General features: G+C 64.0%; 9 protein-coding genes. 7 read left to right on the top strand and 2 right to left on the bottom strand.

The features are described 5' to 3' along the window. Positions 1-11 precede the first annotated feature (11 nt). The 5 genes from IPL79_09835 (at position 12) to IPL79_09815 (ending at position 5,451) form a co-directional block, all read left to right on the top strand. Positions 12-1,001 carry a GTP-binding protein gene (locus IPL79_09835; protein ID MBK9071286.1) on the top strand — a complete coding sequence of 330 codons (990 nt, stop codon included), beginning with the start codon at positions 12-14 and terminating at the stop codon, positions 999-1,001. Continuing rightward, positions 998-1,549, top strand: a complete 552-nt coding sequence (locus IPL79_09830) for an FHA domain-containing protein (GenBank protein ID MBK9071285.1) — start codon at positions 998-1,000, stop codon at positions 1,547-1,549. Before IPL79_09835 ends, IPL79_09830 begins: the two co-directional genes overlap by 4 nt. After that, the gene (locus IPL79_09825) at positions 1,542-2,678 is read left to right on the top strand and encodes a hypothetical protein (GenBank protein ID MBK9071284.1); all 1,137 of its coding nucleotides are present in this window, start codon (positions 1,542-1,544) and stop codon (positions 2,676-2,678) included. Before IPL79_09830 ends, IPL79_09825 begins: the two co-directional genes overlap by 8 nt. A 64-nt stretch (positions 2,679-2,742) precedes the next feature. Then, a complete protein-coding gene (sppA, locus tag IPL79_09820) occupies positions 2,743-4,659 on the top strand; it encodes a signal peptide peptidase SppA (protein MBK9071283.1) in 1,917 nt (638 codons plus the stop codon). A gap of 9 nt (positions 4,660-4,668) precedes the next feature. Continuing rightward, on the top strand, positions 4,669-5,451 hold the full coding sequence (locus IPL79_09815) for a thymidylate synthase (GenBank protein MBK9071282.1): 783 nt from the start codon (positions 4,669-4,671) through the stop codon (positions 5,449-5,451). Here the strand turns inward: IPL79_09815 and IPL79_09810 are convergent. Further along, complete coding sequence (locus IPL79_09810; protein ID MBK9071281.1) at positions 5,429-6,043, bottom strand: dihydrofolate reductase; 615 nt, start codon at positions 6,041-6,043, stop codon at positions 5,429-5,431. The genes IPL79_09815 and IPL79_09810 overlap by 23 nt on opposite strands. A gap of 149 nt (positions 6,044-6,192) precedes the next feature. Between IPL79_09810 and IPL79_09805 the strand changes: the two genes are divergently transcribed. Together IPL79_09805 and IPL79_09800 are read left to right on the top strand one after the other, a co-directional pair. After that, positions 6,193-7,380, top strand: a complete 1,188-nt coding sequence (locus tag IPL79_09805) for a hypothetical protein (protein ID MBK9071280.1) — start codon at positions 6,193-6,195, stop codon at positions 7,378-7,380. Between the two features lie 125 nt (positions 7,381-7,505). Continuing rightward, positions 7,506-8,630 carry a hypothetical protein gene (locus IPL79_09800; protein ID MBK9071279.1) on the top strand — a complete coding sequence of 375 codons (1,125 nt, stop codon included), beginning with the start codon at positions 7,506-7,508 and terminating at the stop codon, positions 8,628-8,630. An 18-nt stretch (positions 8,631-8,648) separates the two neighbouring features. Here IPL79_09800 and IPL79_09795 read toward each other — a convergent pair whose 3' ends face one another. Continuing rightward, positions 8,649-14,870 (bottom strand): Ig-like domain-containing protein, encoded by a 6,222-nt coding sequence (locus IPL79_09795; protein ID MBK9071278.1) that lies wholly within the window; start codon positions 14,868-14,870, stop codon positions 8,649-8,651. Positions 14,871-14,961 lie beyond the last annotated feature (91 nt).

The following is a 14,961-nucleotide window of genomic DNA, read 5'->3' as shown; positions in this document are numbered from 1 at the left end:
ATAGTCCCGCCATGGTGCCAGTTTTTTTGGTGACCGGCTTTTTGGGGGCTGGCAAGACGTCGCTGCTCAACCAATTCCTAGCGCGGCGCCAGCGAGCGGGCGAGCCCGCCACGCGCGTCGCCTTGGTGGTCAATGAACTCGGGGCCGTGGGCATTGATGGCAGCTTGCTGCCCGATGCCATGTCGCGACAAATTGAGCTGCCCGGCGGCTGCATTTGTTGCACCCTTAATGAGTCGTTCGACAAGACGCTGCTCGGGTTGATCGAGGCCTATCCCGATCTCGAGGCAATCATCGTTGAGACGACGGGCGTCGCCGAGCCCTTGCCCATTATCTGGTCGTGCGAGAAGTCGCCCCTCGCCGAGGCCGTGCGCTTGGCCGCCGTGATCACGGTCGTCGATGCCGAGAACATCTTGACGTCCTTCGCCGCGAGCCCGGCCGCGGAATCGCAAATCGTCTCGGCGGATGTCTTGCTGGTTACCAAGCACGAGCTGGTGCCCGCGGCGCAGCTGGGGCAGGTCATGGCAAAGCTCGCCGACCTCGCCCCGCATGTGCTCGTGCTTTCGCCCGCGCGCGATGAGCTGGGCGCTTGGCTGGCCAGCTTCGTCGCCTCGGAACCGCTAGCAAGCGCCGCCGGAGGCCATCGCCCGACCGGCGCGGGTCATCATCACGCCGACGACGGAGCGCCGCATCCACACGGCTTGGTCGCGCATGCGTATGATCTGCCCGCCTTGGTCGACCTTGAGGCGCTCTGCGATGCCATCGACGAATTGGGCGCCGGCTATGTCCGCATCAAGGGCCTCGCCTACGGCATCGATCGACGCACCGGTAGCGAGGTCGCGCACGGCGCCGTGTTTCACCGCGTCGGCCGCCGCGTTTCGATCGAGCCGTTTGGCGGCGCCATCGAGCCGCGCATGGTGGTGATCGGCGCTCACGTCGACGATGCGGAAATCCAAGCGTGCCTTGCGCAGGCTCGCTGGCCTCGTGATACGGTAGCCCCGTGAAGCTCGACGGCGTGGATGGGCGTGGCACCTGCCAATTTGGCGACTTGTTGCGGGCGGTTGGCCGTGGCGAGACGCTGTTTGTGCCGCTGCTCGTCGAAACGGTGCCACCCGAGGTCACCGAGCGCACGGGCGTTACCGGCGGCCAGTTCGTAACCGGGGCGAGCACAGGGATCGATACGCCCGGCAATTGGTTAGCCGGGCTCTCCGCAGAGCTTGGTACGTGCGTCACGATCTTGCTTGGGCCCAATCGCCCGTTTGCCGCGCCGGAGACCTCGCTAACCATCGGTCGCGCCGACGGGATGGACATCCAGCTACCGAGTCATCGCGTCAGCAAGCGCCACGCCTCGCTGATGGTGCGCAGCCTCAAGCGCACGTATGCGGTCATCGACCATCACTCAAAGAACGGTACCTATATCAATGGGGAACGCATCCCCGCGGAGACCGAAATTCCGGTCTGGGCTGGCGCCTACGTGACGTTTGCCGACGCGGTGTACTTGTTCCTCGATCCGTCGACGGTCAAGCGTATCGCCCAGGTGAGCAATGACTAGGCACCTGGCATGGGGCCTAGCCCTTGTCTTCGTCGTGGCCCTTGCCGCGGGTTGTGGTAGCGCCGAGGTCGAAGTGCGGCCCGACCAAGGCGGCGACTACAATCGCACCGAGCTCTATGACGCGATCGCGGTCTTTGCGGCCGCAGGCCGCACGCCTGAAGCATATTGGAAAATGGCGCAGCAGCTCCGGATGCTGCGGGCCGGTATGGACGAACAAGTTGCCAATGAAACCGAGCGACGCTTGGTCGTTTTGGCACTCGAGCCGGTGGCGCAATACCTCGATGTGCCGTGGTCGACGCGGGCACAGCAGCTAGCCACCACGGTGTGGTCGGTCGGCCTGGCGCCCAGTCTGGCGCGAGAAAGCCCTGATGGCCGTTATGACAGCCAAGCCGACGGCCTGGCGCCAAAAGTCGTCAATGGTGCCGTCGAGGGGGCGAGCGCGTATTTGCTGCGCCTTTGTGCCGACGTCTTGCCTAACGAATGCAAATATATCGTGCCGGAGTATCAAAACGCCATCGTCGGCGCGCTCGCGGCGCGGCGGTTTACCGAGCGCGTGCGGGCGGCCGTTTCGGCCTGCCGAGAGTGTGGCGATCCGGCGTGGCGGCGGTTTGTCGAGCGATGGGAAGCGATCGATCGCCAATTCACCGGCGAGCTGCGCCAGATCAGCCGATGGGCCGATCCGCGGCGGTGGCCGCTTGCGGGTGACAAATCGGAGCCGTGGGAAGGGCACCCGACGGTCGAGCTCGACGAGCACGGCGATACGATGGTCGAGGGCGCCGCGGTTACCGACGTCCGCGTCGCCTTGGCTCAGGCCAAGCCGAAGTATCCCGAGTTGGCCGTGCATCTCTTGCCGTCGGCCACGGTGGCGCAGTTCGATCGCCTGCGAGCGCACGCCAAGCGGGCGGGGTATCGCGAACTCGCAGTGGTGGTGCGCAGCGCCAGCTATCCCTGGGCCAAGCGTGTGTATCGCTTGCCAACCGGCGGTGCGCTTGGCCGCGATTTGCGCCCCATCGATAGCGTTCAGCTCATGTTGCGGCGCATGGATCCGACGATCCTCGCCAATCCGCGCGAGACCTCATCGCAAATGCCTCCCCCCGCGCCAGCGGACGCCCAGCCGAGCTCGCGGTAGCGGCGTCGACGTGGACGGACGACCGCGGCGGCAACGCGTCGTAAAGGTGCTACAACCGCGATCTATGGGCAAATGGACCGCTTGGATTAGCATGAGCTTGGTGAGCGCGCTCGCGCTTGGTTGCAAAGGTGGCGACGGCGACAAGGTAGATCCTTGGAGCACACCGCCCAAAGGGGGCGCGGCGGCGGGCAAGGCGTCCGCCAATGGCGAGGGCGACACGCTCGACACCGAGAACCTCCAAGCGATGTTGGAAAAACTCGGCAAGGCAATCGAGCAGCCAGGACCCTACGAGGCGCCGAAAGCGTCTGCTAGTCAGGACGATAGCAAACCCTACGTCGCCTTGATGTCGCTCGACGGCGGCGTCGCGGAGCTCGAAACCTATTCGTGGAGCGGCGCGTCCGGCGCGTCGTTGCGCGAGATGCGCACGCGCTTGGCATCGCTCGGCGGCGACGCCAACGTGACGGCTGTGTTGCTGCGCATGTCGGCGCTCGACATCAGCCTGGCCGATGCGCAGGAGCTGCGCGAAACCATGCTGGCCGTGCGCAAGGCGGGCAAGCCCATCCACTGCCATGCCGAGCGCCTGAGCAATGCCGAGTATGTCGTGGCAACCGCTTGTGAATCGATTGCGCTCGCGCCGCTAGGCGAGTTAGCGATTCCCGGGCCCCTGACCATGCCGATTCACTTTAAGGGCCTGCTCGATCGGCTCGGCGTCACCGCCGACTTTTTGCATGTCGGGGCATACAAGGGCGCCGCCGAACCGCTGACGAGGCGCGAGCCGTCTCCCGAAATGCGCGAGACGCTGGGCGAGATCGTCGGCTCGGCGCATGCGTGGATGGTCGCGACGATCAGCAGCGATCGCAAGCTGCCGCCTGAGGCGGTGGTCGCGGCGATCGATCAGGCGCTGTTTGGCGCCGAGGAGGCGCAGGCGGCAAAACTCATCGACAGCGTGGCGAGCTTTGAAGCCTGGCGCGACGGCCACGGCGCGTGGAAGTCGGTGCCATGGCGGGTCGAGAACTCGCTGCATAGCGCGATGAAGCTCATGACGTTTCTTGGCATCGTGCCCTCGTCGCGGCCCACCGCGCCGCACGTGGCGCTGGTATATGCGGTCGGCAATATCGCCGATGGCGCGGGCGACGGCGTGCTCGGCGCGCGCGAAGGCATCTACTCGCATACGTTGGTCTCGGCGCTGCGCGTGCTCACCGACGACGACAACGTCAAGGCCGTGGTCCTGCGCATCGATTCCGGTGGTGGCAGCGCGCAGGCCTCGGAACTGATTTGGCATCAGCTCAGCGCGCTGGCCGGCAAAAAGCCGCTGGTGGTGTCGATGAGCGATTATGCCGCCTCGGGCGGCTATTATATCGCGGCGCCGGCGGCGCGTATTTTTGCGCTGCCGACGACGCTGACGGGCTCGATTGGCGTGGTGGGCGGCAAGCTGGCACCGGGCAAGGCCTTGGCCAAGCTCGGCATCGACACCTATGCCATCGGCAAGGGCAAGCGCGCGGGCATCTATAGCTCGCTGGCGCCGTGGACGGCCGACGAGAAAAGCGCGATCGAGGCGAGCATGAAGCGCGTCTATCAGGCTTTCGTCGGACGCGTCGCGCAGGGGCGTGGCAAGACCGCCGCGCAGGTCGAGCCGCTGGCCCAAGGCCGCGTGTGGACGGGCGGCGCAGCGCTAGCCAACGGCCTCATCGACGAACACGGCGGGCTCGATGCGGCGATCGCGTTTGCGCAAGAAAAAAGCGGCGTCGCGCCGAGCGTGCCGCTTGAGGTGTATCCGCCCGAGCCAACGCTGCGCGACGTGGTGGTGTCGATGGGCGGCGTGACGGAGGGCCTAGTCGGCGAGCTCGTCAAGGCGGGCGTCGGCGACCTGGCGACCAATGCCGGGCTGCCGCGCGCGATGACCAAGACGTTGCTCGCGTATGTGACGTCGTTTGCGACGACGCATGTTCAGACCGTTGTCATCTTGCCGCAGATTCACTAGGCTGGCGGGATGCAGGGCTATCTAGATCTGGTGCGCCACGTGCTCGAGCATGGCGAGCCGCGCGGCGATCGCACCGGGACGGGCACGCTGTCCGTGTTCGGCGCGCAGACGCGTTACGACTTGCGGCAAGGGTTTCCGCTCGTCACCACCAAGAAGGTGCTCTTCCCCGCGGTGGTGCGCGAGCTCTTGTGGTTTCTCCGCGGCCACACCAACATTCATCAGGACGACCTCACCAAGCACACGCCGATCTGGGACGCGTGGGCCGATGAAAATGGCGATTTAGGGCCCATCTACGGCGCGCAATGGCGAAATTGGGGGGGCACTGGCATCGACCAAATCGCTCAGGTTGTGGCGCAAATTAGGCGCGATCCGACCTCGCGCCGCTTAATTGTCTCGGCGTGGAACGTCGCCGACTTGCCCAAGATGAAGCTGCCGCCATGCCACGCCTTTTTTCAATTTTATGTCGCGGGCGAGCGGCTCGACTGCCAGCTCTATCAGCGCTCGGCCGATATCGCGCTCGGGGTCCCATTTAACATCGCGAGCTACGCGCTGCTGACGCACATGATCGCGCAGGAGTGCGGGCTAACCCCAGGCTTTTTTGTTCACACCATGGGCGATGCGCATATCTACGCCAATCACGTCGAAGGCCTCAAAGTTCAGCTGGCGCGCGAGCCGCTGCCGCTGCCGACGCTGCGTCTCGCCGCCAAGCCCTTGCTTGAACTGCAATTTGAAGACGTGGTGCTCGAAAATTATCAGCACCACCCGTTCATCAAATTTGCGGTTGCGGTGTAGTCGCTACCGCGCGCATCAGCCGCGAGATGCGAAAGCGCACGTCGCCCTCGCTGTGCGACTGCGCCGGCCAACCCAGATCGGGCACAAAGTCCGGCAGCGCGACGAGCGTCGTATCGCAGTCATATGTTGCGTCGATTTCGGTGAGGTAGATGTGTTGGCAGCGCGGGTGCGTGACGGCCTCGGCGTAAATCTGGCCGCCACCAACGACAAAGATTTGGTCACACGTTGGAAGCCCCGCGGCCTTGGCGAGCGCATCAGGCAGCGAGGTGGCGGCGAGGGTGCCCGGGGGTAACAATTGAGGCTGCCGCGAAATCACCACGTTGTGGCGCCGCGGCAAGGGCCGATACTTGTCGGGCAACGACGCCCACGTCTTGCGGCCCATGATGACCGCGTTCATGCGGCCAGGCGAGGCCGTCGTGGTCAGGCGCGCGAAGTGTTGCAAATCACCCTTAAGCGGTGGCCACGGCAAATCGCCATGACGGCCAATGCCTCGCGCGGCGTCCATTGCCACCACGCAGGCGAAGTCGCGCGGCGCGGAAGCCTCGCCGGCAGCGGTGGTGACGCGGGTGGCGGAGGTCTGCGGCTTGCTCACGACCAAGCTGTATCACACCGCCACGACGGCGCCTTATGTAAGTAAACCTGCGCCGCAGGGGGACCTCGGTGCACCATGTTGCAAGCACGGGGCGTGCAGCGTTCGTTCCCCCTAGATCTTGACCTTAATTCGGCAGACCATATGGGCGTATGAAACATATTCTTGTTGTTACCTGCGCCTTGTTGATCGGGCTGATGGCCGCATGCACCAGCGGCGGCGGTAGCAGCGGGCCGCCGAGCGGACCCTGCACCGACGGCCAAATTCAGTGCGAGGGCCGCGAGCTGCAAACCTGCAGCGGCGGTGCTTTTGCCACCACCGAGGTCTGCGACTTCGCGTGCGCGGCGGATCTAGGTCGATGCGCCGAGTGCGATCCGGGCGTCGGCACCGGCTGTGATGGCAACGACATTGTTGGCTGCAGCGCCGACGGCACGCTGGGCGAGGTGATTTCGACTTGCAATGCCGAACAGCAATGCGTCGCCGGCGTTTGCAGCGACGAGTGCACCGCCGATGGCGTCGACCTGATCTATGTCGTCGACGACAACAACGCAATCTACAGCTTTGACCCGCGCAAAATTACCCAAGGGCAAGCCGCCGCGTTCACCGAGCTTGGCGACCTAAACTGCAATGCCCCCGGACCGGCCGTCCAGGGTTGGAACGGCGGCGTCACGCCGTTCTCGATGGCCGTGGATCGCGACGCCGTGGCCAAGGTGCTGTTTACGAACGGCCACATCTACAACGTGACTACCACGCAGGGTGCCGTCACCTGCGCCGACTCAGGCTATACGCCGCTGCAAGGCGGCGATGCCTTTCGCGTCTTCGGCATGGGCTATGTCTCCGACGTCGCCGGCGGCGATACGGAAACGATGTTCGTTTCGGGCTCAATGCACGTGCAGGGCCTAGATTGCGCGAACTCAAGCTATTGCGGCACGCTTGGCAGCGTCAATGCTAGCAACACGCTCGCGTCGATCGGCCAGATGCCCGCCGCGCAACAAGAGCCCGAGCTGACCGGCGATGGCAATGGCCAACTCTGGGCCTTCTTTCCCGGCGCGTCGGCGGCGTCGGTCAAGCCAATCGACAAGACCAATGCCGCCGGTGGCACCTCGATCGACATTCCGGGCGGTCTAGGTGGGACCGCGCAAGCGTGGGCGTTTGCGCATTGGGGCGGTAAGTTCTACATTTTTGTGACCATCAACACAGGCGGTGGCGGCACCAACTCCAAGGTCTTGGTGTTGACCAAGGCGGGCGCCGTGACCACGGCATTTGAAAATCTGCCGATGAAGCTGGTCGGCGCCGGCGTATCGACGTGTGCGCCGGTCGTCGAACCGCCGATTAGCTAGCCTCCTGGTTTGAGGCGCGGTCAGGCCTAGCTATCAGCCTCGCGCGCGCGCGAATTTGCCTTGCGCGGGCGCGATGGGTGCGTTAAACGGCAGGCGCGGCGCCAACGCCGCAGCAAGGTCTTGTCATGACTACATTTTCATTTCGACGTGTCGCGCCCGCGGCGACCCTCGCGTGGCTCTTGGCCTCGGCGTGCGGGCCAACCTCAAGCCTCGGCGATCCGTGCACAGGTGAGGCCTCGCGCTGCAACGGCAGCAGCTACCAGCTGTGTCAAAACGACGTCTTCGTCACCGTGCAAGAGTGCGGCGGCCAATGCGTCGAGGGCTTTGGCTGCGGCGACTGCAACCCCGCGGTGGCGACCGCGTGTTCGGGCAATGACGTCGTGGAATGCAACGCCGACGGCTCGCTCGGCGAAACGGTGACGACCTGCACCGGGGGCCTGGTGTGCAACGGCGGCCAGTGCAGCGACTCGTGCACCGCGAACGGCACCAGCCTGATCTATGTCGTCGACACCGAGTACAACTTGCTGAGCTTTAACCCGGCGCTGATCGGCAGCGGCGACGATCCGTTTTCGCTCATTGGCGAGCTGAATTGTCCCGGCGCCAGCTTTTTCGATACGCCATTTTCGATGTCGGTCGATCGCGATGGCATGGCTTGGATCTTGTACTCGAACGGCTCGCTCTATACGGCGTCGACCCAGGACGCGTCGTGTGCGAGCGCGGGCGTCGCGAGCATCAGCGGCTTTGATCTGTTTGGGATGGGCTTTGCCACCGACGGCTTTGGCACCGATACCGAGTCGCTTTGGCTGGCGAGTTCGATCGAAGACGGCGGTTGCTGCGGCGAGCTTGGGTACATTCGCAATAACACCATGACGCGGGTGAGCAGCATAAGCGCCAATGCCGAGCGTTCGCCCGAGCTGACCGGCACCGGCGAAGGTGAACTGTTTGCATTCTTCCCCGATACGGGTAGCGCTTTTGTGCAGCAGCTATCCAAGACCAACGGCTTGCTCACAGGCACCAAGTACAATATTGGCAGCCTCGGCAACGGCACCGTCGGCGCCTGGGCCTTTGCGCAATGGGGCGGCAAGTTCTACATCTTTGTATCGCTGGTCGACGACTTCGGCTTTCCAATCGAGAGCCTGGTCGGCGAGCTCGATGCGGAGACCAATACCTATGATCAGGTGCTATCTGACACGGGCTACAATGTCGTCGGCGCCGGCGTTTCGACCTGCGCGCCGGTCGGCCCGAGCTGAGGGCCCGCCGGCAGGGCGCTACTTCACGGTAACGATGTCGCTGCCGCTGCGGCCAAAGGTTTCCGGGCTGTACATCTCCTCGGCCTTGGTCGGCGGCACGATGAAGCGGCCTGGCGTGGTGGCGCGCGCGACGTAGGTGTATTCGTGGACGCCGTCCCACAGCAGCGAGGTGAAGGCCTCGACGCGTTCGTCGCGCATGTTTTGGTGCTCGTACCAGGTGCGCGACCACCACCAGTAACCACCGCCTCCGCCCTTGCTACTTGCGCCGGCGGCCGCGTCTTGCGGAATGGGGCCGGTCACCGCGAGCGCGGGATTCATGGCCTCGAGGCCCGCCGGGAGCGGATCGACCAGCGCCACGTGGTAGCGGCGATTTTCGGCGACCATGGTCAGCCGTACACGGATGCGCGCGCCGGCCTTCATGGTCCACGTGCCGTCGGCCTCGTGCACCACGTCGCCCGCGTTATCTGCGCCTTCATAGCTGCGCAGCACGGTGAAGCCGTAGTCGGCGGGAAAGAGCTTGAGGTCGGCCGGCGCATAGCGCATGCCGATGCGGTAGTACATGCGGCCGGCGCCGTCTTTCTGCAAGATCAAGTTGCCCTTGCCCGTGCCGCCACCGAGCTCTGACACTGCGAGCATCGGCACCATAAATTGGTGACGCTTGGTCTCGCGGCCGCGAAAGGCCATCTCGCCGGCGTACTGGTCGGCCAGCCACGCGCGGGCGACAAAGTTAGGCGTGATGTTCTCGTAGGTGTGAAAGTACTTATCGAGCGCCAGCAAGATCAGCGAGTTTTCTTGCGTGTTGCCCCAGCGGCCTTTCTTTTGGTGGGCGAGGAGGCCCATCACCAGCTTGGGAATGAGCTCGCTGTCTTTTTGCGCGGCAATCAGCGATTCCAAGATCACGCCATCGACGCGGCGCTCGGACGCCAAGAGCAAATAGCCGCCGTCGCTGTAGCTTGTGGTGAAGTTCGCGGCGCCTGCGGTCTCGCTGACGCGATTGCCGAGAAACTTGATGAGGCTCGCCTGCTCGGTGGCCGCATCGCGCTGCGCGGCAAACACGCCGAGCAGCCAGCCAATGGATTCCATCGACATGTTTTCGAGCTTGCCGGCCTCGCGCAAGATGCCCTTGGCCTTGGCGACGTCGCGGTCGCCGTTTAGCATGCGGATATAGAGGGCGTAGCTTGAGATGGTCCAGCGAATTTGCGGGCCGTAATAGTGCGGGTAGTAGCGCTCGATGTCTTTTAGGTAGCGCATGGTGCGATCCAGCATGCCGGCGGGCACCGCGTAGCCTTTTAGCTTGGCGCGCACCAGCGCATTGGCGACGTGCACCGTGTTGTACGGCCACGACTCATAGCCGCGGCGCCAAAACGGAAAGCCGCCTTCGCTATTTTGGATCGACGCGAGCAGTTCCAGGTCGCGCGCGATGCGGGCCTCAAGCTCGGCCTTGCGAGGCAGCCCTTCGGCCTTGAATTCTGTCAGCACATCGCGCAGGGCGACGATGCTGAGCATGCGCGAGGCCATTTGCTCGCTGCATTCGAACGGATAGGTGACCAAGTAGATAAACGCATCGGTGAGCGCTTGCAGCTGCGTCGACGAGGTTTCGACCTCGAGGCCGCCAAATTGCGTGACGACCTTGCCCGGCAGGGCGACGGGCTGGGTAATCGCACCCTTGTCAATGACGCCATAGGTGGCAAAGGCCTCGGTGGTTGCGGGCGTCCACACCGGGAGTGACAGCTCGGCGGCATCGCTGGCACTGCCGGCGGCGCCGACGATTTGCATGCGCGCGGTGCCGGCCATCTGCGCTTCCATCGGAAAGCGCACCTCGACGCGGTCGTTTGCTGGCACGGTGACTTGGCGGCCACCGCCGTCGGTGAGTTTGGCGTTGGTCGAGCGCATGGCGAGCTTGACCGTCATCGCGGCGTCGGTTTGGTTTTGCAGCACCACCGGCATCTCAAAGCGGTCGCCGAAGTTTAGAAAGCGCGGTGCCGAAGGGCGCACCATCAGCGGCAGACGCGCGGTGAGATTGCTCTCGCCCTTGCCAAACTGTTTGCCGCCGGCGACGGCAATCGCCACGACGCGATAGCGGGTGAGGTTGTCCGGCATCTTGACGGTGAGCGTCGCCTTGCCGCTGGCGTCGGTTTGCAGCGTCGGCGAGAACGCGGCCAGCGGGTTAAAATCGGTGCGCACGGCGATGGCGGTCTGTGGGCTGTTTTCACTGTCGAAAAAGCCATCGCTAACTTTTTCCAGCCTGTCTTCCTGGCGCTGACGCTTCGGCGCCTCATTCTTGGCCGCTAGTCCCGGTGCGGGCGGCGCCGCCGCCGACGGGCGGCGATCCATCGTCTCTGCGATAGCGCCGCCGACGGCCATATCGCTGCGCTCCATGGTTTTCATCGCGTCCGCTTCCGCTCCGGATTGTGCCAATGCGCCAACGTCGGGCTTGGCAAGCTTCACCCATGCGCGCAAATACGTATCGGCGACACCGCTGTCGCGCCCCGTGTAAAACGTATCGAGCGGATTTGGATGCGTGTAACCCGAGAGCGCCAGCACGGATTCATCAACAACCATAAGGGCCACTTCGGCGGCGGGCACGCTCTTGCCTGCCGCGTCGGTGACATGCACCGCAAAGGTCGCCTTGTCGCCAGGGCTCACTTTGCTCGCTGCCGGTGTGACTTTCACACCAAGCGTGCGCTGCTTCTTGGAAATCGTAAGATTGAGCTCGCCGCGGGCAAAGGCCGGGCGCTTAGGCAAATCGGCCTTGGGCTGGCCGTCATCGCCGAGGCGAGGCGCGGCGCCCACCAAATCAACCGTAGCGTAGAAGTTTGGCACATAGCCTTCGACTACCGGAATGCTCAGCGTGGTCGTGGCCTCCTTCATGGTGAAGCGGCGGACGTCGACCAGGCCGCTGCGGCGAATGCTCAGCACGCCCTCGGCTGGATAAAACGGCGCCTGCACCAAGATCTTCACCGTATCGCCGGCGGCGTATTCCTTCTTGTCAGGAATGAGCTGAACTTGTTCTTGCTCAACCTCGCGCGCTGGAATCACACTGCCGCCGCTGACCCACACCGTAAGCTCGGTCAGGCTTGGCCGACCGCGGTCGTCGGTGATCACCGCCGAGATGCGATATTGCCCGCCGTTTTTGGTGGTGAACGAACATGCGCTTGCGCCGTCTTTGGTGGTGACGCTGCACGATTGAGCGTCTTTCTCGACCTCTTCGTATTTGCCCTTTTTATAGGTCCAGTCCAGACGCACCGCTTTGACGTCAAAGGTGCGGCCCGGCGCGAATTTGCCGTCGATGTCGACGCCAATCACGTCGAGCTCGATGGGCTGTCCCTTTTCGAGAAACGTTCGCTTGGTTTTTAGGCCGACGTAAAGCGAGCTTGGATGCACCAGCAACGACGTGCTCGCGCCCCAGCTTTGCCGATTGACATCGGTGACATTCGCGGCCGCGGTGACGCTGTAAGGCAGCGCTGGGTTGGCCGAGACAAAGTCGAGCTTGAGCGTATGCTCGCCCGACGCATTGGTGGTGCCTTTGTGGTTCCACGAAGCCGTCTCGCCGGTAGGGCGCGAGCGGCCGCCGTAGCCGCGGGTGTGGCCTTCGTAGCCGTAGAAGCCCCACCACGGCACCCACTTGCCAAACGAGTATTCATCGCGGTTTGGCGGCGTGTAGCTGCTTTGCTGCGCGGTGACGTACCAATTAGTTTCGGCATTCACCAGGCCGCCGCCGGCGTAGTAGCTCGCCTTGACCGTCGCCGTGGAAGACGACGCCAAAATGTGCGGCCCGGCGCTCGCCGACGCGCTGACTTCGTATTCGGGGCGGCGAAATTCTTGGATCTGAAAGCTGTGCTGCGCCGAGCTGCTCTCGCGGCCACTCGCGGAAAATTGCACATAAGCATGTCCGAGGTTCGGCGTCTTGGGCAGCGTAAAGCCGACATCAAAGCCGCCAAGCGGCGAGATGGTGCCGGTGCCTTTGGCAATTTCGTTGCCGGTAGAATCATGCGCGGTGTAGCTGATGGTGCTAAGCGCGCCGTCAATGCCAGCGACGTCGCCACCCTTGTCATAGCCAACCCGGCGTAGCCAACCCTTGATTTTAACTTCTTCGCCGGGGCGATACATTTGGCGGTCGTCGGCGAGGTACCACTGGATCGAGCTGCCGCGGCTGCGCTTAACCCAGGTCGCGTAGTCGTTCCAATAGTCGCCCGAGGCGATAAAGGCGGTGTCGGCGCCGCTTTGCGCAACGACGTAGTCTTTGCCAGGTGCCGCCGCGGGCAGCGTGATTTTCGCCATGCCGTCGGCACCGGTGGTGGCGGCGACGCCGCTTGGCATCAGGCGCAGCGCGACGCCGCTCACCGGCGAGCCGTCTTGCAGCTTGGTCACCCACGCCGACATGACATCTTGGTCGACAGCGGCATCAAGCGCCAGCTTGGTCGATTGCACCCACGCAACAGCGGCTGGTGCGGGGTAAGTCTCGGTCCACGGCGAGGGCTCGGCGTAGACGATGACATGGCCGAGGCCGCCCTTGAGCGCGCGGCTGAGATCGATCGGCGTTTCTTTGAGCTGATCGATGTCGCCGCGCACGTCGACGGCAAACTCGGGCAGCGCGGTGCCTGGAAAATCCTTGGTGCCGCTGCGCCAGCGTTCTTGGCTGGCCTTAAGAAAGGCGTTGTAGTCCTTGGGCTCTACCTTCCACAGGCGAACCTTGACCTGCCTGTAGTTGCTGGTGAAGACGCCAAACGTCGGCGTCTTGGCGACGGGGTCGAGCACGATCATGCCATCGGCGCCATAGAAGGTCGGGCTCGACTTGCCGACTGAGAACGTCTTCTCAATGTCGCTGCCGAGCGTCTGTTCAAACTGGTCGCGCAGCTTGCCGCTGATCTTGACCGTGTACTTGGTATTGGGCTTGGTGATGCCTTGCAAGGTGACGTGGCGGTAGCTCGCGACGATTTTCAGGTCGTCGATGGCCGGCGAAACCGTCACCCAGGACTCATCAAATAGCTCCTCGTCGAGCTGGTTGTTAAAGCGAAACGAAAACTGCATACCGGGCCGACAATCGTCGCGCCAACCGCATTGGGCCTCCTCTAGCTTTAGCGCGTGGAACGTTTCGTAGGATTCGCTAAGGTCAGACGGCGTCTTGTTCGGCCCTTCCGCGCCGCGCGCACCAGCCTTGACGACAATGGCAATTGACGTGGCGGCGGGCAAAATCTCGGCAGGGCGCACCGCGATCCACCAACCGTCTTTCTTGGCGTCCTTGGCCTGCGCGACCATGGCCGCGATGGTTTCGTGCTTGGCAATTTCCTCGTCGGTCATGAGCTGCGCCGCGATGGCGCCGCCGGCATTGGCAAAACCGCCGCCGCTGGCCTTAAACCCGAGGTATTCGAGCATGGCGCGCTGGTCGATTTTTTGGTTGAACTGCAAGAACACGCCTTCGTCGCGGCGTGAGGGTCGGCCGACGTAATAGGTCTCAATCGCGAGCGTTGGCGTCGTGAAGGAAAACCCCTCGGCCTTGGCCAAGACACCCCCCGTGGCGCTCTTGGTGCCTGCGGGAATCTCGACCTTGTACGTGGTGCTCATGGGAAAACGCACGTCGGGGTCAAACATCAGCGTCTTGGTGCCAAGCCACCGCCATTTGCCGGCAGGCGTCGGTGTCAGGGTTACCGGGACGGTCTTGGCCGCGTCGTCTTGCGACGTGATCGCGACCATTGGTTGTGAAAAGGTAACGGTCAGGTTTGGCGCGACCGGCACCTCGCCTTGCGGCGCAAAGCGCACGACCGAAAGCGCGCCGGTTTCCACCACGGGGGCGGTCGCCGATGACGGCGGCGGTGGAAACGCGGTTTTGATCGTTTCGCCGGTGCGCGGCGGCGGTACCGGGCCTTGCCGCAAGGCAAAGGCCTGAACGTCGGCGGCATCGGTCACAATTGGCTTTGTGCGCGCGAGCAAGGCCTCGGTGTCGCGATCTGACAGCTTGGCCGCCGCCGGGCGCGCGATGGCTTCGCCGGCCTCGGCGCCGAGCGTGCCGTCCGAAAGCCGAATGACCATGCCCGGCTTGTCGCTCGCGACATAGGCCATCTCGCCGGCGCCGGTGCCGGCCCCCGCCGTCACTGGGCGCGACGTCGTCTTGCTATTGCAACCGGCGATCATGGCAGCCGCGATGGTGGCGGCGACCAGGCGGTGCCCGAGGCTATGGACGATGCGGTGGTGGACTAGCCGGGGGCGGGGCGTCGTGTTGGGTGGCGTGGTGGTGGGCATTTGGCGGGGCTCCTTGGCCGCCATTCTAGGCCGGCCGCTACCACGCTGAAACGCGTGGGGCGGATATTCGATCTGGCAGCCCGGTTCGATG

The organism is Myxococcales bacterium (assembly GCA_016716835.1).
In the GTDB taxonomy this organism is placed as follows: Bacteria; Myxococcota_A; Polyangia; order Haliangiales; family Haliangiaceae; genus JADJUW01.
The sequence above is the reverse complement of the archived record's forward strand: the minus strand, read 5'-3'. Positions and strand labels throughout refer to the sequence as shown.

Excerpts from the sequence above, each read along its gene's own strand:
- IPL79_09835 (MBK9071286.1), top strand. The coding sequence starts at position 12 with ATGGTGCCAGTTTTTTTGGTGACCGGCTTTTTGGGGGCTGGCAAGACG.
- IPL79_09825 (MBK9071284.1), top strand. The coding sequence starts at position 1,542 with ATGACTAGGCACCTGGCATGGGGCCTAGCCCTTGTCTTCGTCGTGGCC.
- sppA (MBK9071283.1), top strand. The coding sequence starts at position 2,743 with ATGGGCAAATGGACCGCTTGGATTAGCATGAGCTTGGTGAGCGCGCTC.
- IPL79_09815 (MBK9071282.1), top strand. The coding sequence starts at position 4,669 with ATGCAGGGCTATCTAGATCTGGTGCGCCACGTGCTCGAGCATGGCGAG.
- IPL79_09805 (MBK9071280.1), top strand. The coding sequence starts at position 6,193 with ATGAAACATATTCTTGTTGTTACCTGCGCCTTGTTGATCGGGCTGATG.
- IPL79_09800 (MBK9071279.1), top strand. The coding sequence starts at position 7,506 with ATGACTACATTTTCATTTCGACGTGTCGCGCCCGCGGCGACCCTCGCG.
- IPL79_09795 (MBK9071278.1), bottom strand. The coding sequence starts at position 14,870 with ATGCCCACCACCACGCCACCCAACACGACGCCCCGCCCCCGGCTAGTC.